At 62.4% G+C, this 18,462-nt stretch carries 18 protein-coding genes; 4 read left to right on the top strand and 14 right to left on the bottom strand.

Annotated elements, in window-relative coordinates:
* The first annotated feature begins 27 nt into the window (after positions 1–27).
* Positions 28–1,245 carry a glycosyltransferase 87 family protein gene (locus BOSE46_RS01615; RefSeq protein ID WP_159537635.1) on the top strand — a complete coding sequence of 406 codons (1,218 nt, stop codon included), beginning with the start codon at positions 28–30 and terminating at the stop codon, positions 1,243–1,245.
* 180 nt (positions 1,246–1,425) lie between these two features.
* On the opposite strand, the gene BOSE46_RS01610 is transcribed toward BOSE46_RS01615, so the two are convergent.
* The 3 genes from BOSE46_RS01610 to BOSE46_RS01600 form a co-directional block, all read right to left on the bottom strand.
* Entirely contained in the window at positions 1,426–2,793 is a 1,368-nt protein-coding gene (locus BOSE46_RS01610; RefSeq protein ID WP_159537633.1) for an ABC transporter permease, read from the bottom strand.
* Positions 2,790–3,524, bottom strand: coding sequence for an ABC transporter ATP-binding protein (locus BOSE46_RS01605; RefSeq protein WP_159537631.1), 735 nt, complete (start codon positions 3,522–3,524; stop codon positions 2,790–2,792). The genes BOSE46_RS01610 and BOSE46_RS01605 overlap by 4 nt, the downstream gene beginning before the upstream one ends.
* A gap of 474 nt (positions 3,525–3,998) precedes the next feature.
* Positions 3,999–4,898, bottom strand: coding sequence for a sulfite exporter TauE/SafE family protein (locus BOSE46_RS01600; RefSeq protein ID WP_159537629.1), 900 nt, complete (start codon positions 4,896–4,898; stop codon positions 3,999–4,001).
* Between the two features lie 131 nt (positions 4,899–5,029).
* Here BOSE46_RS01600 and BOSE46_RS01595 point away from each other — a divergent pair, with 131 nt between their 5' ends.
* The 3 genes from BOSE46_RS01595 (at position 5,030) to BOSE46_RS01585 (ending at position 7,584) form a co-directional block, all read left to right on the top strand.
* Positions 5,030–5,707, top strand: a complete 678-nt coding sequence (locus tag BOSE46_RS01595; RefSeq protein ID WP_159537627.1) for a FadR/GntR family transcriptional regulator — start codon at positions 5,030–5,032, stop codon at positions 5,705–5,707.
* Positions 5,704–6,537, top strand: a complete 834-nt coding sequence (locus BOSE46_RS01590) for an ABC transporter ATP-binding protein (RefSeq protein WP_159537625.1) — start codon at positions 5,704–5,706, stop codon at positions 6,535–6,537. The genes BOSE46_RS01595 and BOSE46_RS01590 overlap by 4 nt, the downstream gene beginning before the upstream one ends.
* A 123-nt stretch (positions 6,538–6,660) precedes the next feature.
* Entirely contained in the window at positions 6,661–7,584 is a 924-nt protein-coding gene (locus BOSE46_RS01585; RefSeq protein ID WP_159537623.1) for a LysR family transcriptional regulator, read from the top strand.
* Here BOSE46_RS01585 and BOSE46_RS01580 read toward each other — a convergent pair.
* The 11 genes from BOSE46_RS01580 to BOSE46_RS01530 all read right to left on the bottom strand — a co-directional run bounded on the left by BOSE46_RS01580 (position 7,569) and on the right by BOSE46_RS01530 (position 18,305).
* Positions 7,569–8,591, bottom strand: a complete 1,023-nt coding sequence (locus BOSE46_RS01580; protein WP_159537621.1) for an amidohydrolase family protein — start codon at positions 8,589–8,591, stop codon at positions 7,569–7,571. The two genes, BOSE46_RS01585 and BOSE46_RS01580, sit on opposite strands and share 16 nt — an antisense overlap.
* A gap of 8 nt (positions 8,592–8,599) precedes the next feature.
* Positions 8,600–9,127, bottom strand: a complete 528-nt coding sequence (locus BOSE46_RS01575; RefSeq protein WP_159537619.1) for a 3-hydroxyanthranilate 3,4-dioxygenase — start codon at positions 9,125–9,127, stop codon at positions 8,600–8,602.
* The gene (locus BOSE46_RS01570; RefSeq protein WP_236551580.1) at positions 9,124–9,573 is read right to left on the bottom strand and encodes a RidA family protein; all 450 of its coding nucleotides are present in this window, start codon (positions 9,571–9,573) and stop codon (positions 9,124–9,126) included. Before BOSE46_RS01570 ends, BOSE46_RS01575 begins: the two co-directional genes overlap by 4 nt.
* Positions 9,570–10,358, bottom strand: coding sequence for a 2-keto-4-pentenoate hydratase (locus tag BOSE46_RS01565; RefSeq protein ID WP_159537617.1), 789 nt, complete (start codon positions 10,356–10,358; stop codon positions 9,570–9,572). Before BOSE46_RS01565 ends, BOSE46_RS01570 begins: the two co-directional genes overlap by 4 nt.
* Positions 10,355–11,371 (bottom strand): 4-hydroxy-2-oxovalerate aldolase, encoded by a 1,017-nt coding sequence (gene dmpG, locus BOSE46_RS01560; RefSeq protein ID WP_159537615.1) that lies wholly within the window; start codon positions 11,369–11,371, stop codon positions 10,355–10,357. Before dmpG ends, BOSE46_RS01565 begins: the two co-directional genes overlap by 4 nt.
* A complete protein-coding gene (locus BOSE46_RS01555; RefSeq protein ID WP_159537613.1) occupies positions 11,368–12,312 on the bottom strand; it encodes an acetaldehyde dehydrogenase (acetylating) in 945 nt (314 codons plus the stop codon). The genes dmpG and BOSE46_RS01555 overlap by 4 nt, the downstream gene beginning before the upstream one ends.
* A complete protein-coding gene (locus BOSE46_RS01550; RefSeq protein WP_159537611.1) occupies positions 12,309–13,103 on the bottom strand; it encodes a 2-keto-4-pentenoate hydratase in 795 nt (264 codons plus the stop codon). Before BOSE46_RS01550 ends, BOSE46_RS01555 begins: the two co-directional genes overlap by 4 nt.
* Positions 13,100–14,578 carry a 2-hydroxymuconic semialdehyde dehydrogenase gene (locus tag BOSE46_RS01545; protein ID WP_159537609.1) on the bottom strand — a complete coding sequence of 493 codons (1,479 nt, stop codon included), beginning with the start codon at positions 14,576–14,578 and terminating at the stop codon, positions 13,100–13,102. The genes BOSE46_RS01550 and BOSE46_RS01545 overlap by 4 nt, the downstream gene beginning before the upstream one ends.
* 97 nt (positions 14,579–14,675) lie before the next feature.
* Entirely contained in the window at positions 14,676–15,527 is an 852-nt protein-coding gene (locus BOSE46_RS01540) for an alpha/beta hydrolase (RefSeq protein WP_236551627.1), read from the bottom strand.
* A gap of 180 nt (positions 15,528–15,707) precedes the next feature.
* A complete protein-coding gene (locus BOSE46_RS01535) occupies positions 15,708–16,919 on the bottom strand; it encodes an NAD(P)/FAD-dependent oxidoreductase (protein WP_159537605.1) in 1,212 nt (403 codons plus the stop codon).
* Positions 16,920–16,961: 42 nt separating this feature from the next.
* Positions 16,962–18,305 carry an MFS transporter gene (locus tag BOSE46_RS01530; RefSeq protein ID WP_159537603.1) on the bottom strand — a complete coding sequence of 448 codons (1,344 nt, stop codon included), beginning with the start codon at positions 18,303–18,305 and terminating at the stop codon, positions 16,962–16,964.
* Between the last annotated feature and the right edge of the window lie 157 nt (positions 18,306–18,462).

Genomic DNA, 18,462 nt, shown 5'->3' with positions numbered 1-18,462 from the left:
AAGCACTTGTGACGGATCGTCGCTTAGGTGAAAAAGTCCTCAGACCGGCAGTTCTTGCTGCCTTGCTCGGCGCGGGTGGTGGGCCACCCGGGGACCGCCTGGTCGATAGCAGCGGTCTCAGTGGTCTGCTACCTGATCTTTCAAGTGATCCCCTCGCCGCCGACGTTCCACGACATGGCGGTCTATCGTGCCGAGGGAATGGCCATGCGCCAAGGTTTGGGCCTCTATGGCGCACTGCCCGGCGTGCATGGACTGGCTACTTACCCGCCATTCGCAGCAATCTTGTTCGTGCCAACCACGGTCCTGCCTCTGTCGATGCTCGGCCCCATGTCTTTGGCCTTCAACCTCGCACTGCTCATACCCGTCGCCCATCTCTCTCTACGCCTGACCGGCGCCTCGGGGCATCGGTTGAATGCAGGAACGGCCATGGTCATCGCCGCGGCTTTGTGGTGCGAACCGATCCAGGCCACGCTCGGATTCGGGCAGATTAACCTGCTCCTGCTCACCCTGATCCTGGCCGATTTCACGGTACTCCGCGACACCCGCTGGGCCGGCGTAGGCATCGGGCTGGCAACGGGCCTGAAGATCACCCCCGCCATCTTCGGCATCTACCTGATGATCACCGGTCGCCGTCGAGCTGGCTTGACCACCATTGCCACCACCACCGCCACCCTGGTGGTCTCCGCCATCGTCGCTACTCGAGACACCTGGGACTTCTGGACCCGCTATTTGTTTGACGATCGGCGAGTGGGGCGACCTGAAAACGTCTCAAATCAGACAATCCGTGGCTGGCTGGTCCGGGCCTTCCAAACTCGGGAACTGCAGGGCTGGCAGCTGGTCCTCCTCGCGACCATCGTGCTCGTCCTGCTGGTTCTCGGGATGAGCATCGCACTTCGCGCACAACGTCGAGGAGACGAACTGGGCGGGCTCTTGGCCACGGCCTGTACCGCTCTGCTGATTTCTCCCATCTCATGGAGCCACCATTGGGTGTGGTGCGCCCCCATTCTTGTCTACGCCTGGCACCGATCCCGGCTGCTCCTTGCCGTGACACTAGCCCTGACGTGGACCGGCGTCGTTTGGGTCGTCCCGCACGGTGACCGCCTCGAGCTGGCTCTTACACCCCTCCAAGTCGCCGTCTCCGGACCATACGTGGTCTGGGGGGTGGCGACTCTCGCGATGACAGGGCGCCATCCAGGCCGCGCCCGTCGAGTCGACAGGTCTTCGACGGTTGCAAACCAGAAGTAGGGAACGGGCGAGCTGACATGACGTCCGATCCCAGGTTGGCGTCCGCCCAGAGCTGATCGGCTTGGTCGACGTCCCCTGCGAGCTGCCACGCCAGCCAAGTCGCAACCCACTCAGCATCTTGAGAAGAGGCAAGGGAATTGACCGCGGCACGCAGGGCAGATCTATTCGACAGGAGCCTTCTCAAACTCGCGCACCAATAACGAGATGTCGCCTATCGGGAGACATTCCTAACCGGATGAATGCGACCTTGGCAGACCCGAAAGTGAGGCCGACCACTCCCACGATTACCAGCAGTGGAAGCACTAGCTGGCCATCAGGAATGACGCCCTCGTCGCGCGCCACACCGAACGGAATGATCGTCGCCAGCGACGCGACTGAACCATAGAGCACACCCACGCCCGCCACGACGACCGCCTCCAGCATCACGGAACTGGAAAGCTGTTCTGCATCTCCACCGATCAATCGGAGTCGCCTGAACTCCTCTCGTCGGTCGGAGAAAACGGCGGCGAACGAGTTGATCACCATGATGGCAGCGAACAAAGCGATCATGATCACTACGACGTTGTTGAGCAGATTGACCGAGCCGCTTGTGTCGTCTTGGAGCGCCGAGCGGTCGAGGGTACGGCCATCGATGCCTACGAGCATCAGAGTGCCAACCGCAGTTGCCGTCAACACGATGACAGGGCCGAGCACACCCGCGAGCATCCTTCTGCGGCGCACGACACTGAAGCGCGCAAGGTGGCCAGGCGCCCCGAAGCGGGCGAGGATCGGGCTGGCCAGGCCCGCCACCGTGCCCAAAAGCACAGGACTGAGCAAGGCAAATCCAATACCGACCAGAATCGAGCTGGACCCCGACGTCGCCATGGCCGCATACGGATCGTCGGACTTTGCTGTCACTGTGATCGTGACGATGCCGAGCACGACGCCGTACATGATGAAGACGACCGCGGCCAAGATCCGATACCAGCGCATCTTGGAGCGATCGTTGGCGGCCCTGCGAGCGAGCAACTTGATCGACGACCGTGTCGCTCTGCGACCAGCAACCGATGCAGCCACGGCACTCACGATGATCATGATCACGAAGACGATTGACAATGCGACCCACCCCGTCTTGCCCGCTACCGAAGTTGCGATCAGATCGCGCCTCTTCAGAAGCGACAACAGTGCCCGCCCTGCGCCGGCTGCGAAGATTGCGCCCAGAGCCGAAGCGATCAGTGCGATGAACACCGCCTCCGAGCGAATAAGTGTACGCACTTGCCGCGGAGTCGCCCCGATAGAACGAAGCATCCCGATCTCGGACTCGCGTTGACGCACCGTAACCCCGAGCGTCGAGGCCACAGAGAACAGCACAATCAGCACGCCCCAACTGCCGACTACCGCGCCAATCGTCACTAGAGTCTGGCGATCCGCACTGGACATCTGTCCTGTTGCAGTTTCTATAAGGGTCGCGAACGTCCCGATGATGAAAGTGCCGAGCGCAATCGACGCAAAGGCTGCAGTCGATGAACTCGCGCGGTGACGCAGAGAACGCAGTGCCAAGGTCGTCATGCCACCCTCCGCCCCAGATGAGCGAGTCGAGACGCAACAATGTCGGCCGTGGGGTTGACCAGACTCCCGTCGATTTGTCCGTCCACCAGGAACACGACCGCCTCGGCGCGAGCCGCAGCAGCAGGATCGTGGGTCACCATGACTACCGTGGCGTCCAAGTTGTTGACACAACTCACCAACAGATCAAGAATCTCAACGGCTGACTGGGAGTCGAGCGAGCCTGTGGGCTCGTCGGCAAGAATGACATCCGGGCCCGTGACAAGTGCACGCGCAATTGATACGCGCTGTTGCTGTCCGCCTGAGAGTTCTGACGGCATGTGGTCCGCGCGGCCACCGAGACCTACTGCCTCTAGCAACTCGCGTACACGTTCGTCGTCGACGCGCCTTCCCGCCAAGCGCAGGGGAAGCCCAACGTTCTCAGCTGCCGTCAGGTAAGGCATGAGCTGGAAATCTTGAAACACCATTCCCACGTGAGCACGCCGAAACTCAGCCAGTTGCCTCTCGTTCATGCCAGTTATCTCGCGGCCACCTATCCGAATAGTTCCGCTGTCAACGGCTTCCAAGCCAACGACGCTGTTGAGAAGTGTGCTCTTGCCCGACCCCGACGGCCCCATCACAGCCGTGAACGAGCCGTTGAAAAGAGTCAGATCTATGCCATCTAGCGCCGTGACCGGGGCTGCCGGTCCGCCGAAAGTGCGGCTCACTCCGCGGACTTCAAGGGCAGGGGTCATGGTGTCCTTCTTCGTTCGAGTGTGTGATGAGTTCACGCTACGGAGGAACGCCCTGCGGACGCGATGGGCTGAACTCCACCGGACGGGTAGGCGTAGACCCACCTCTCCACTCTCGCGACGATGTTCGAAGCTGACCTGCCGCCGCCTTCCTCGCATCGACGGGCGATGATGCCTGGACACCGGCCCAGCCCGCGCCGTCGGGGATGATCCTTGTCTCATCCACGGGCAACCGGCTGACGACCCCACGACCGGCAACCCGACGTGCTGGCCGTTGCCGACAGCGGCGGTCGCTACCAAGCAACCTCGGAGTCAACCGGGCGGTCAGCCCACGGTAGGCCGCAATCGACTCTTGATCGCCCAACACGTCGCCCGATCCCGTGGTCGTCGGTCTGGCCGATCTCCTCGACGTCCAGATCCTCGCTACAGGGTGCGATGCGTCAAACCCAGGTAAAGGCGTCGACCAATGGACCAGGATCACTCACGCTGACTCAGCGTAGAGCGGCTCGACACCGCTGGCTTCGAGTTGGGCCGCCTGTGCAGAGTGCTCATACGTACCAGCTCGCGTAGGGCAACGAACAGACAGAACGCCGCGTACGCGGCAGACAGAGCATGTGCGCTCAGCACCAAGGCCAGGACCGCTCCTACTGCCGCACCGGGGGCTGCTCCGAGGATGAGAGTGAGGCTCAACCGCCGAGCTGCCGTTCCTTGGCGAGCGTGCATGATCCAGCCGACAATCGAGTTCGGAAAGAACATCAGCAACGATGTACCCACTGCCGTGTGCAGGTCGCAGCCAAACAGCACCATCATCACGGGTACAGCGAGTAGCCCCCCGCCGAGCCCAATCGCAGATGACCACGCACCGATCAAGACTCCGCATATCACAGAGAGTGGCGCGATGTAGGCCCAACTATGCACCGCACCTGCTGGAACTAGGGCACCTCCATCGAGTGGGTCGATACCGGCGGTAGCGAGCACGAACTTCGCCACAGAGAGCAGCAACACGGTCACGAACAACCATCGCAACAGGCTGTGCGAAACCTTCAAGATCAATGCCGCGCCGAACAGGCCTCCGAAGGTGCCCCCCGCGAGCATGCCCAAGCCTGCGTTCCAGTCCAGGTGACCACCGACTAGCGCGAATGTAAGCGCTCCAACGCCGACTACCGCGGTGTTAGCAGCAGTCGCCGTTCCATGCAGGCTCGGACGCTGCAAGGTGGTGAGGCCTTCCAGGGTGGGGACGTAGAAGACGCCACTGCCGCCGCCAAACAGCCCGCCAATGAGGCCGCCGATCGCGCCGACCCCCATCTCAGCGGGAAGTCCACCGCGCAGCGCCTCGGCCCGAGAGGATGGGGCATTGGGTCCGGGAACCTTTGGCATCTTGTGCCTTTCTCCTTGCTAAACGTGCCACGAAAGTTGACACACTTGTCTGAGGAGTAGACAAGTTGTACTCTGCCTGAGACACGGTCCTAGGAAAATGAGCGACACCTCAGACAAGCAGAGGAGTTTTGATGCCGAGCGCTGTCCAGCGGGACGCATTAGGTGCACAGACCGCGCAGATACTGCTCGAACGCATCAAGGCCGGCGAGTGGGCCCTAGGGCACAAACTGCCGGGCGAAACCACGCTGGCTGCCCAACTCGGGGTGGGCCGGTCGACGGTGCGCGAGGCAATCCGTGAGCTGGCCGGCAGGGGTGTGCTCGATCCACGTCAGGGAGCGGGCGTGTTCGTCACTGCCATCGACGCCACCGAGGACTGGGACGCCGTGCTCAAGCGGGCTGATATCGCCTCAGTCATCGAGGGGCGAATCGCTATCGAAACCGAAGCAGCGGGACTAGCAGCGCTCCGGCGTACGGCCGCCGACATTCGCGCAATGCGCCGAGCTCTCGGGCGCCGTGTGGTTGATGGACAGACCACTGAGGAGTACGTGGATGCAGACATGACGCTGCACCGCACCGTTGTTGCGGCCGCCCACAACGACGTTCTCCTGGAGCTATTCGACGGGTTCGTTCCCCGAATCCGCCGAGCGATGATCGAACTCCTTCGCATGCGACCCCACAGTCGCCACGCCAACGGGGATGACCAGGGTGCCCACGCCGCACTCGTGGCGGCCATTGTCGACCATGATCCCGCCACAGCGGCTGACAAGAGCCGATCTCACCTTGCAGAGATGAAGGACGCGCTGACATGACGGCATACGACAGGAGCGCCAACCCAGCGCCGGTTATCCAACTCGACAACGTCACGTTTCGACGCGGCGACCGGACGATACTGGATGCCATTAGTTTCGCCGTCCGGGCTGGCGAGCACTGGTCACTGATCGGCCCCAACGGCGCCGGCAAAAGCACCATCCTCGGCTTCTGTGGTGCCGTGACGCATCCGACCTCGGGGACGGTCGACATCCTCGGCCGGCGTCTGGGGCACGTCGAGCTTCAGACCCTGCGCCGCTCGATCGGGCATGTAGATCCCCGCCACCCGATCAGGTCCCCCTTGAGCTTGCGGGAGGTTGTCCTGACGGGTCTGACCGGGACGATCGAGACACTTTTGCGATGGCGCCCCGAGCGCGCGCAAGTCGAACACGCCGACAAGTTGATCGACCAGATCGGACTGAGCAAAAGAAGTGACGATGTGTGGCCGAACCTGTCCCAAGGTGAACGAGGACGGGCTCTTGTCGCGCGCGCGCTCATGAGCAAGCCGTCTCTCCTCCTTCTCGACGAGCCCACCACCGGTCTGGATGTCGCCGCCCGCGAGCAACTACTCACGACGATCGCCGACTTGGAGCACACGCAGCCCGAGCTGGCCTCGATCTTGGTCACCCACCATCTTGAGGAGTTGCCTAGCAGCACCTCGCACGCGGTCCTGCTCAGTGACGGCCGCGTCGTGAGCGCCGGACCGATCCACGATGTGCTGACCACAGCGAATGTGTCATCGGCCTTCGAGCATCCCATCCGGGTAGGCCAACACGACCGCCGGTGGTATGCACTGGCTGAGTCGCCACCGAGTCTTCGCGCCCTTGCATGACCTCAACGAGGACATAGGGGTCCGCGAAGGTGGGATTTTTGTGACGAACCACTATGTCTACATTATTCTCAGACGTACCGGATTCATGTGCGTGCGGACATGCGTTGGACTACTGTTCACGGTGTGGACTTACCAAAGCTGCTCGACGGCCGGCTCAAGCTGAAGCACCTTGTTCTCGTTGACATTCTGATGACTCAGGGCTCCGTGGTCGGCGCTGCCAAGGCTCTCCACGTCACGCAACCGGTGGTCACTCGAAGTCTTCAGGACCTTGAAGCCGTGCTTGGGGTCCCCCTTTTTGATCGAGGGGCTCGCGGCTTGTCGCCTACTGAGTTTGGCGTGGCTTTCACGGCTCATGCTCGCGCCGTGATTGCACAGCTCCGACAGTCGGCCCGCCATCTGACTGAGATCGCTGACGCTGATCGAGGACAGGTGTCGATCGGGACGCACCTGGCTGGCTCCAATATCCTGATCCCCCGCGCCATAGCAAAGCTGAAATCGGCTCATCCCTTGCTCACTGTGATCGTCAAAGAGGGGCCATCTGACTCCTTGCTGACTGATCTCGCGGCGGGGCGGATCGATCTCATCGTCGGACGATTGACCGCACCCTCGAACGAGGGCCTGATCCGCCGGCCCTTGTATCAGGAATCCGTGCGCGTGGTGGTCGGAGCCCAGCACCCATTTGCTGGCGCGGACGTTCTTGAGCTCGGCGATTTGGCGGCATTTCCGTGGATCCTTCCTGGCCCGGACACCGTACTCCGGGGAGAGCTCGAGGCGTACTTCCTCGAGCAGGGCTTCGAGGTTCCTCGGAACCGAGTCGAGACGACCTCATTCCTCACTGCTCGGCAGCTGATGCTCGAGACCGAGCATGTTGCCGTGATGCCTGAACTCATTGCTCGCGAGGATCCACGCATCTCCCGACTGCCAATCTCACTCGAGCCCATCGGCCATAGCGTAGGCCTCACGCTCAGCGCCGAGAGACAGCTCAACCCTGCTTCCACTGCCATGATCGCGGCGCTCCGAAACGCAGCACTTCACATGACGGGCTGAGCCGCATTCAACCGTGGCCGGAGACCTAGGAACAGCTCTGCGTTGCCCCGAAGAACCTTCTCGCGCTGCTCAGCAGTGAGATCTGGGCTGGTTCGCACGACGTGTCCGGCAGGGCGCTCTCCCAGTGGATAGGGATAGTCGCTCCCCAGCAGTACGTGATCGTGCCCTACCGTTTCCACCAGCAGGCGTAGCGCGCGATGATCGAACACCACTGAGTCGGTGTAGAACCGCCCAAGATAGTGGGACGGGGGGTGTTCGGAAGTCCCGATGACGTCATGCCGTTGGCGCCAAGCATTGTCCATCCTGCCGACCCAGAAGGCAAAGGAGCCTCCCCCATGCGCAAAACAAATACGCAATGTGGGAGGAAGTCTGTCGAAGGCGCCTCCGAGGATCATGGCCAGGATGGACAGATGAGTCTCTGACGGCATCCCAGCCAACCATTGCGCCATCCAACGGTCCAGACGAGGAGAGCTCGCCATGTCCCACGGATGCACGAATACCGGAACTCCCAACGAAGCGGCGTGCTGAAGGAACGTCACAACGCCGGCACTATCTAGGTCAAGATCACCGACGTGGTTCCCAATCTCCACCCCGCCGTGCCCATTGGCGATCGAGCGTTCGAGCTCCCGGCAAGCCGCATCTGCATCCTGCAGCGGCACCTGACAAAACGGGATGAGACGTTCCGGCGCTGAAGCGCAGATCTCAAGCGCCAAGTCATTGAAGATGGCGGCAATCTTCGCTGCCTGCTCTGAGGGATGACCGTAGGAGAAGAAGGCCGGCGTCGGGGACAAGACCTGGATGTCAACTCCGTCCGCGTCCATCTGCACAAGCCGCGCGTCCGCGTTCCAAGCGTTGTCCTGAACCGTCCTGAACTCCCGCGACCCCATCATGATGGTCGCTTCGCGCTCTGAATCGATCCGGAGCTTCGGCATGGGGTGGTCCGCAGTACCCAGGTCGGGCCACCCTCGAGGCACGTAATGAGTGTGGACGTCGATAGATCCAACCACGCTGATCGTCAGCCCTTACCTGGGTGCACGGCCCCGCAGTTCTGACATGTCCGACCCTCGGTGCTCTCGTAGAAGGTACGGAAGACTGGCGGGAGGTCCTCGACGATGTCGCGAACCTGAAGCTCCACTTCGTGGACAAGGTGAGAACAGTTGGGGCAGTACCACTGAAACTTCTCGAGGGTCCCTTCCTGGCGCACACGCTCGATGACCAGCCCAATGGAACCCGCCTCTGGACGCTGCGGCGAATGGGGCAGGTTTCCGGGCAACAGCCACATCTCGCCTTCGCGAATGTGGACCGTCCGCGGACCTTCGGCGGTCATCAAGTCGACGTGCATGCTCCCCTTGACCTGATAGAACCACTCCTCGTACGGGTCGAGATGGAAGTCCGTTCGCTGGTTCGGACCGCCGACGACCTGAACGATGAAGTCTGAGCCGGTCGCCATGGCGCAGTTGTTGACCGGCGGCTTGAGCAGGTGCTCGTGCTCCTCGACCCAGGCCTTGAAGTTGATGGGGGCGGTGACGTTTGCGGCGGTCATAGTGATGCTCCTTCATTCTGATACTTCCGGCGACTCGCGATGACTTGTAGCTCAACGAGCAGATGGGGATGCGGCAATTGGTGGACGGCGACGGTGGTCCTCGTGGGACCGTTCTCGTCGAAGCGTTCGGCATAAACCTCATTGAATCCGCCGAAGTCGTTCATCGACGTCAGGAACGCAGTGACCTGAAGGACATCGGTGAGGTCGGATCCAACTTCAGCCAGGATGCGTTCGATGGTGTCGATCACGGCCCGGGTCTGAGCACGTATATCGAGATTGGTCGTTCCGAACTCGTCGACCTCGACCCCTGCAAAGGTGTTGTCGGCGCGCCGCGAGCTCGTCCCTGAGACGAAGACGAGGTCGCCCGCAACCTTCACGTGGGGAAATGATCCGCGCGGGATGGCCAGCCCCTCGACAACAACGCTTCCCATCGATGCAGGTTTCATGAAGCCTCCTCCATCGAGGTTCCAGTGGCGGTAAAGGAGACGCGCCCTAGCCCGGCGATCGTGGTGGTCACGGACCCGCCAACCAGCGGAACTGCTCCGGTCGCAGCCCCGGCGAGGATGATGTCGCCCCGCCGCAGCACAAACCCTTGCGACCGAGCGACGCTCGTCAACAGAGCCAGCCCACGCCACGGGTCGCCGAGGATGGCCCCGGTCGTTCCAGTCGCTGCCACGGTCGATCCCACGGTCATCCTGACTGCCAAGTTGCTCAGGTCGCGAGGCGACACCCATCGGCCGGTCACGAAAGCCGCCCCTGACGTGTTGTCGGCGATGACGTCACCGTGGCTGAAGAGGAAGTCCCGATAGCGAGAGTCGATGATCTCTATGGCCGGGGCAACGGCGTCGATCGCGGCCTCCACAGAGCACCGCGGATCATCAAGATCGAGGTCATCGCCGATCCGCAAGGCCACTTCTGGTTCTACGCGGGGATGGATGAGCCCCTCGAGATTGAGGTCGCCACCGTCAGGTACCTCCATGGCATCCGTGAGGTGGCCGACGATCACATCGTCCACTCCCATCTGCCGCATCTTGGCACGACTGGTGAATCCCAGCTTCAGCCCGACCGGCGTCTCACCACGATCGACGCGGCGGGCCACGAGGAGTCTCTGCACCTCGTAGGCCGAGTCGATGTCCCACTGAATGACGCGGCCCTCGATCGGGGCACCGCTGAGGTGCGCATCGTCGAGAACGCGGGACGCCTCTCGAGCTTCAAACAGCGCCTCGATCATGCGTGGTCACCTCGTGCGGCAAGGAGGTCCAATGCGACATCCGGGATCATGTCTTCCTGACCTCCCACGAGCTGTCGACGCCCCACCTCCATCAAGATGGAGCGAACATCGATCCCGAACTTCTCCGACGCCCGCCGAGCGTGCAGCAGGAAGCTGGAGTAGACACCGGCAAACCCCAGCGTCAGTGTGTCTCGATCCACTCGCACCGGGTGCAGACTCGCTGGTCGAACGACATCATCGGCCACATCCTGCAAGGCAAAAAGGTCGGCGCCGTGCTGCCAGCCGAGCAAATCGGCTACGGCAACGAATGGCTCAGCGGGACAGTTGCCCGCGCCCGCTCCCTGGCCTGCAAGCGCAACATCGACGCGGACAGCCCCGTGCTCCACGGCGGCAATGCTATTGGCGACCGAGAGTGACAGGTTCTCATGCGCATGAATCCCAACTTGGGTGGTTGGAGAGAGCACCTCGCGATAGGCGTCGACACGGTCCGTGACACCGTGGCTGGTGAGGCGACCCCCCGAGTCCGTCACGTAGACGCAATGAGCTCCGTAAGACTCCATCAGGAGCGCCTGCTTCGCGAGCTCTTCAGGCTCGGCCATGTGGCTGAGCATCAAGAAACCGGAGACATCCATGTCGTGTGAACGGGCCCAGTCGATGTGCTGCGCGGCAACATTCGCCTCGGTGCAGTGCGTCGCGACACGGACGCTGGTGACTCCCTGACGGTGCGCCCGCGCGAGATCTTCGATGGTCCCGATGCCCGGGATGAGAAGCGTGGTCAGCCGTGCTTGCTGGACTACGTCCGCCGCTGCCTCGATCCATTCTGCGTCAGTGCAGGAACCGAACCCATACGTCGCGCTGGATCCGCCCAGCCCATCACCGTGCGCCACCTCGATTGCATCGACGCCAGCACGATCGACCGCAGAGGCAATCGCTCGAACTTGCTCGACCGTGTACGCATGACCCATCGCGTGCATGCCGTCACGCAGCGTGACGTCTTGCAGGTACAAAGTCATCGGGCTGCCACCTCTCGAAGTTCGAGCATCCGTTCTGCTGTCCGGAGCGCAGCGGAGGTCATGATGTCGAGATTGCCGGCGTACTCAGGAAGGTAGTGACCCGCGCCGGAGACCTCGAGGAATGCGGTGACCATGGTTCCGCTGACATGCCGGCCGAGTGCAGGCACGAACACCTCATGGAGGTCGTCGAACTGCAGTGACTGCTTGAGCCGGTAACCAGGCACGAACTCCTGCACGCCTGCCACCATGTCGTGAATCGAGGTGGTGATCGCGTCTTGACGGAGAACATCTCCCCCCGCAGAATGCTCCACCAGGCAGGACACGGTGTCCCGCATGATGATGGCGGGTTCCGCGGGGTTGAGGATGATGATCGCCTTGCCAACCGAGGCGCCCCCGACCGATTCGATCGCGCGACTCGTCGTTTCAGTGAACTCGTCGATGTTGGCACGAGTCCCGGGTCCCGCAGAGCGCGAAGCAATCGAGGCGACGATCTCAGCGTAGGCGACTGGCATCACACGAGAGACCGCAGCGACGATCGGAATGGTGGCCTGCCCGCCGCACGTGATCATGTTGACGTTGTCTGAGTGGAGGGACTGACCGAGGTTGACGGTTGGAACGACGTATGGCCCTAGCGCGGCAGGAGTGAGATCCACCATCAGTAGCCCGTGGTCACGCGCGAAACGAGCATTCTCAGCGTGTGCCTTGGCCGACGTTGCGTCAAAGACCACCCGCGCGTCGGTCAGCTCGCGCATCGCCGCCAACCCCTCGATGCCCCCGGCCGTCGTCGCAATGCCACGCTTCGCCGCTCGGGCAAGTCCGTCCGATGCCTGATCGATGCCTACCATTGCGGCGACGACCAACCGGTCTGACAGACGCTCGATCTTGAACATCAGGTCCGTTCCAATGTTTCCCGACCCGACGATTACTGCCCCAACCTTCATCGGACTGCTCCTTGAGTGAAAATGACGTCTACCTCGCCGAGCTCGCTGAAGCGCGCGGTGAACCGTCCTGGGCCACTGACATCGACCATGGGTCCCAGCGCTCCGGCGAGCACCACATCGCCGCGTCGGAGCGGCTGGCCGCGCCGGGCGAGCTCACGCGCCACCCAGGTTGCAGAAACCACCGGAGAACCCATGCAAGCAGCGCCGGATCCGTACGAGACGTCGTCGCCGTCGAGGTCCAGCACCATGCCCACCTGACTCAGGTCGAGGCCGTCGAGTGAGTGAGGAACCGTGCCAAGCACCACTCCCCCGCTGGACGCATTGTCGGCCACCGTGTCCGCGATCGTGACGTCCCAGGACTGAATACGCGAATCGACGATCTCGATCGCTGGCAGCACGAACCGTGTTGCCCCGAGAAGATCTGCGATCGACGTGGTCGGTGATTCCAGATCTTCGCCCAGAACGAAGGCGATCTCGGCCTCAACTTTCGGCTGAAGGAAGGCGTCCAACGACAGCTCGACCCCTTTCGGGTGAAGCATGTCATCGAGGACCACCCCGAAGTCTGGTTCGAAGACGCCGAACTGCTGCTGAACCGCGGCGGAAGTCAATCCGATCTTGCAACCCACGACCACGGCTCCGGCATCGCGTCGGCGTGCCACCACACGCTCCTGCACCGCATACGCGGCGTCCAGATCGCCAGCGCCGATCAGATCTCGGACCGGCTCACAGGGCACTCGGTCACGATGTGCGCGAAGCAGTCGGTTGGCAGCCTCGTCGATGACCGCGCTCACAGCTGTACGCACACGTTCGTCGGCTCTGTGTAGAAGTGCAGCGATGACTCGCCGCCCTCTCGACCGATGCCGGACAGGCCCGCGCCGCCGAAGGGTGAACGGAGGTCGCGCAGAAACCACGTATTGACCCAGGACATTCCAACATTCATTGCCTGCGCAACTTGGTGTCCCCGCACAAGGTCAGAGGTCCACACAGATGCTGCTAAGCCGTACTCCGAATCATTGGCCAAGCTGATGGCCTCAGCATCGGTGTCAAAGGGGACCAGGCCTGCAACCGGACCAAAGATCTCCTCGCGCATGGGGCGCGCGTCATTGTCCATCCCCACCCAGAGCGTAGGTTCGATCCAAGCCCCATCCTCATACTTCGCGCCAAGGTCTGGCACGCCCCCTCCCACGACCGCCCTGGCACCGGCGGCCTCCGCCAGCGCGAAGTACGCCAGAACCTTGTCGCGGTGGGCACGCGAGATCAACGGTCCGGTCGTGGTGCCGGTATCTCGTGGATCGCCCAGAACCAGACGTGCCGCGCGATCCGCGAGCCCTTCGACGACGTCGTCGAACACCGACCGCTGCACGTAGACCCGCTCGGTGCAGAGACACACCTGTCCGGTGTTCGAGAAGACGGATCGGGTCAAACCATCCAAGGTGGCGTCGAGATCGGCGTCGGCAAAAACGACAGCTGCGTTCTTGCCGCCGAGCTCGAACGACACCGGCCGGACACCGGTCGCAGCGGCCCGCATGACCTGAGTGCCGGTGGCAGTGGAGCCTGTAAACGTCACACCGTCGACCCCAGAGTGCCCGACAAGATGGCTTCCCGCGGAGTCCAGCCCATATCCGTGGACGACGTTGTAGACGCCGTCCGGAAGCCCAACCTCCCGAAACACATCCGCCAGCAGCGTGGCGGTGGTGGGGGTCTCTTCCGACGGTTTGACGACGACGGCATTGCCGCACGCGAGAGCTGGCGCCACCTTCCACGTCAACAAGAGGAGGGGAAGGTTCCATGGCACCACGACGGCGACCACACCCAGAGGTTTGCGAACCACGTAGTTCAACGCCTGCCGACCGCCAGGCAGTTCTGAACGGAATGATGACTCACCCGCTGCGCTCACCACGTCGGCGAAGGTGCTCAGGTTCGCTACGGCCCGAGCGACGTCTACCTCACGGGCGTGGGTGATCGGCTTGCCGGTGTCGCGGATCTCGGCTTCGACAAACTCTTCGAACCGCTCCTCGATGCGCAGAGCGGCGCGACGAAGGAGGGCGGCTCGCTCGCGCGTTGACCACTTGGACCACTCGCCGGCGACAGCATTCCGAGCCGACCGCACCGCCCGATCTACCAGCGATGCATCCGCCTCGTGCACGCTCGCGACCGCACGACCTGTGACTGGATCAACGTCGTCGAAAAGACGGGTCGGGTCCGGATCGACGAATCGGCCGGCGACGAAGTTGCGGACGATCTCGTCCGGCGCTACTGAACTCATGCACTCAGCCTGTGGCATTTGCCTATGTCTGACAAATGCATTCTGGCACTGCTGCCATGTCTCAATCCACATGTCAGGGCGCAGGGCATCCCAAATGTCACCACGACTCGCCTCTCGGGATTCCGTGCACGTGATCGGCTACCTCGACCAGGGCGTCGACCGACGCTTCAAGTTGTGACCCGAAGTGGTGCCAGAGATGGGGCATGCCCTCGAAGACCGACAACGAGACCTCGACCCCTACAGCCTCGGCGGCGCGAGCCAAGGCTTCCGCGTCACCGCGCAGCACTTCCTGTGAACCGACTTGTATCAGCAGGCGGGGTAGGCCAGTCAGGTCTGCGAAGAGTGGTGAGGCCGAAGGATCGGTAGCCGGTGTCGTTCCCAGGTAATGACCGGCTGATGCCTTCAGCGACTCACGACTCACGAAGCTGTCATTTCCCGTTTCGAAGGCCGGATTGGTGCATGTCAGATCGACCCACGGCGACATGGCGACGAGGCTCCCTGGTAGCGGCAGCGCAGCGTCGCGTACCGCGACAGCCGTAGAGATGGTCAGGCCGCCGCCGGCAGACTCTCCGCAGATGGTCACCTGGCTAGCCTCGTACCCCTGCGACAACAACCATTGGAATGCACGGGTCGAGGACCGCCTGGCCGCGGGGAAAGGGTTCTCAGGCGCGAGTGGATAGTCGATTAGAAGCGCCGCCGCTCCACAGCTTCGTGCGAACCGGCTGACCATCTCCACGTGCCCTTCCGACCCACCGACGACGTAGGCTCCCCCGTGGAGGTAGAGCAGGACCCTGCCAGGTTTCGACTCTGGGACCGTGATCCATCGGGCTGGTGTCCCGTCAGCATTGACGGTGGCCACCTTGACATCGTGCTCGATGATGAACTGTCGGCACCAGAGTCGGTAGGCTTCCCGGCGCGCAAGGACAGAGACACCGTCGCCCGTCGGCATCATCGACGAAAGCGACATCACGGCCCGACGCGTTGCGTCGTTCTCTGCGTACTGGTGCTCGATTATCCGCATTTCCAGCCCTCTCCGTGGGGACCGTCCCGTGCCTTCCTGTTTGGGAAGCACGAGACGATCCCGCGGGGTATCGCCCGCGCGACCTGTGGGTCCGCACGCGGCGAAGTCTCAGCTCGCAGGCGTGACAGCCTGCTGTCGGGTGCTCACCTTGTAGTCAGCGATACGAAGAAGTTCTTCGGCGTCCCGAACCGGCGGATAGATGCGCTCCCGATTGGTGCGCTGCTTGTGAGCTTTCGCCTCGGCGCCCAACTTCTGGACAGTCCGCTCCCACCCTGTTGTGTACACCGCTCCGGCAGGACCGAGATCGACGCAGGTTGCGTACGGTGCAGGTTCGAATGGAGCGAGATCTGTGCCGATGATCGCCGCGACGGCGTTGTAGCCGGCGAACTTTCCGAGAGGAATGGCGTGCTGACAGCTTGGCATCACGGTATGTCCCTCTTCCGCGATCGCGGCAGCGGTGTCGCCAGCGACCAGGACATCGGGTGTGCCGGTCGCCCGAAGGAATTCATCCACAACGACGCGACCGATTGGATCTCGATCACGCGAGACCATCTTGGTGAGCTCCGACGCGCGAATGCCAGCAGTCCACACGACGGTACGCGCTGAGATGCTCGTCCCGTCGTCAAGGACGACCTGGTCCGGAGCCACCCGGGTCACTGTCCTGCCCAGCAATACATCTACGCCAAGGTCAGCCAAGGATTGTTCAATCACTGGGCGGGGCCCAGCCCCTAGATCGGGGCCCACCACGGCTTCCCGCTCGACGAGGATGACTTTGGCAGGATTGGCAGAATCGGGCGTGAGGTCTGCGAGTCGCCCCACGAGCTCAGTCGCGATCTCAATGCCGGTGAACCCTGCGCCGACCACGACCACGGTAGGACGTTCACCCCGGGACGCCTCTTGGCGAAGATGCCGATCGAGTGCGATCGAGCCTTCCATGGTGTCGACATCATGGAGAAGGTCCGCCCCCTCGAAGTGAGGTTTCGCAAGGCGGCTCCCCGTAGCCAGGATCAGCTTCCGGTACTCGACCGTGCCCATCGTGCCGTCGGATTCCTCGATGGAGAGCATGTGCGAAAGTGGATCGACAGCTTGCACGGATGCCTTCACCCGCCTCAGTTGAGTTCCCCCGAAGATGTCCTCCAACGGCACCCCGAGCAGTTCCGGCTGATCCTCGTACAAGCGCGGACGGATGACCAGCGAGTCGTTTGGGGAGATCAGGGTGATGTCGAGGTCCGTGTCGCTCTCCCGAGCGGCACGCAGTGCGGCAGCGGCACTCCACACTCCGGCGAATCCTCCGCCAACGACTGCGATATCGGTCTTCATGATTGTTCTCTTTCTACTAGCGGTCTGGATGATCGAGTGCCGTCAAATGAAGTTGGGTGCCACCTCAGCGGGTTCTGCCGCCCGTCCGATCTCCACTTCCGGGGTGATCTTGAAGAGGACAAGTGCGGAGCCAAGGCTGGCCGCGCTCATCAGGATCATGTATGCCGTGATGAGCGACGCGTCATCCGTCAGGCCGAACAGCCATTGCGCGATGAACGGAGAGAGCCCACCGATGACGGAGGCCAGGCCGAGGATCCAACCCATACCTGAGTACCGCATGCCTGCGGGGAACACGTCCGCCATGATGCTGCCCTGCAGTCCATGCGTCATCGGGAGTACGAATCCCATCGCTGCGAAACCGATCCCGATGGCCACTGCATTTCGCGTGTCGAGCAGAGCGAAGTAGCTGGCGGCGACGATGACCAGAGACACTGAACCACTCAAGAACACCTTGCGACGGCCAACGCGATCAGCAACAGACGTCCAGAAGGGAATCGTGAGCATCCAGACCAGGGAGGCTCCAGCAACACCCAGCAGCAGCGACTGCCGTTCGAATCCGAGCGTCGTGGGACCATAGCTGAGCGTGAACACGGTGAAGACGTACGAACACCCCGCAGCTCCGATGATGAGAAGCACCGTGAGGAGAATCTGGCGCCAGTTGGAACGGACAGCCGCAACACCAGGTGCCGCGAGCACGTCGTTGCGCTGCTTCACCTCGAGGAACTCCGGAGTCTCTGAGATTCCGACACGAATGAGAATCCCGACTGCGACAAGAACGGCGCTGAACAGGAACGGCACTCGCCAAGCCCACGTTGTCAGCGCCTCCTCGGAGACCGCATGCGTGATCACGAGAAACACGATGTTTGCAAGGACCAGGCCCGCAGGAACGCCCATTTGTGGGAACCCGCCGTACAAGTTGCGCTTCCCAGCCGGGGCGTGCTCGAGAGAGATCAGCACCGCACCGCTGGTCTCGCCGCCGAGGCCGATGCCCTGGATCAGACGCAGGAGCACCAGGAGCGCTGGAGCCCAGACGCCGATCGTCGAGTAGGTCGGCAGCACTCCGATCGCCACCGAGGCGATGCCCATGGTCAAGAGTGACGCGACAAGAGTCGTCTTACGACCAATGCGATCGCCAAAGTGTCCGAAGATCAGTCCCCCCACCGGACGAGCGCCAAATCCGACCGCAAACGTCGCGAAGGATGCAAGCACTCCCGCTGTGGGGCTAAGGCCGGGAAAGAACTCCGAACCGAAAACCAACGCGGCGGCTGTCCCGTACAAATAGAAGTCGTACCACTCAATGACTGACCCGATCAAACTCGCGGCGGCGACGCGACGATGCTCCTTGGATAGGCCGCGCTGCACGCGTGCCTCAGGCCGTACGTTCATGTGTGTCTCCGTAATCGGTTGACGTGTTGACTTGTCCCAAGCCAGCGTGATTCAACCCACACATGTTCGTCTAATGCGAAAACCTCAATATGGCATACCCGGATGCCTATACCTAGTCGGTTCGCGCAGGCCACCAAAACGGAACGTGGGGAGAGGC

The organism is Aeromicrobium sp. 9AM (assembly GCF_902506105.1).
GTDB lineage: Bacteria > Actinomycetota > Actinomycetes > Propionibacteriales > Nocardioidaceae > Aeromicrobium.
The sequence above is the reverse complement of the archived record's forward strand: the minus strand, read 5'-3'. Positions and strand labels throughout refer to the sequence as shown.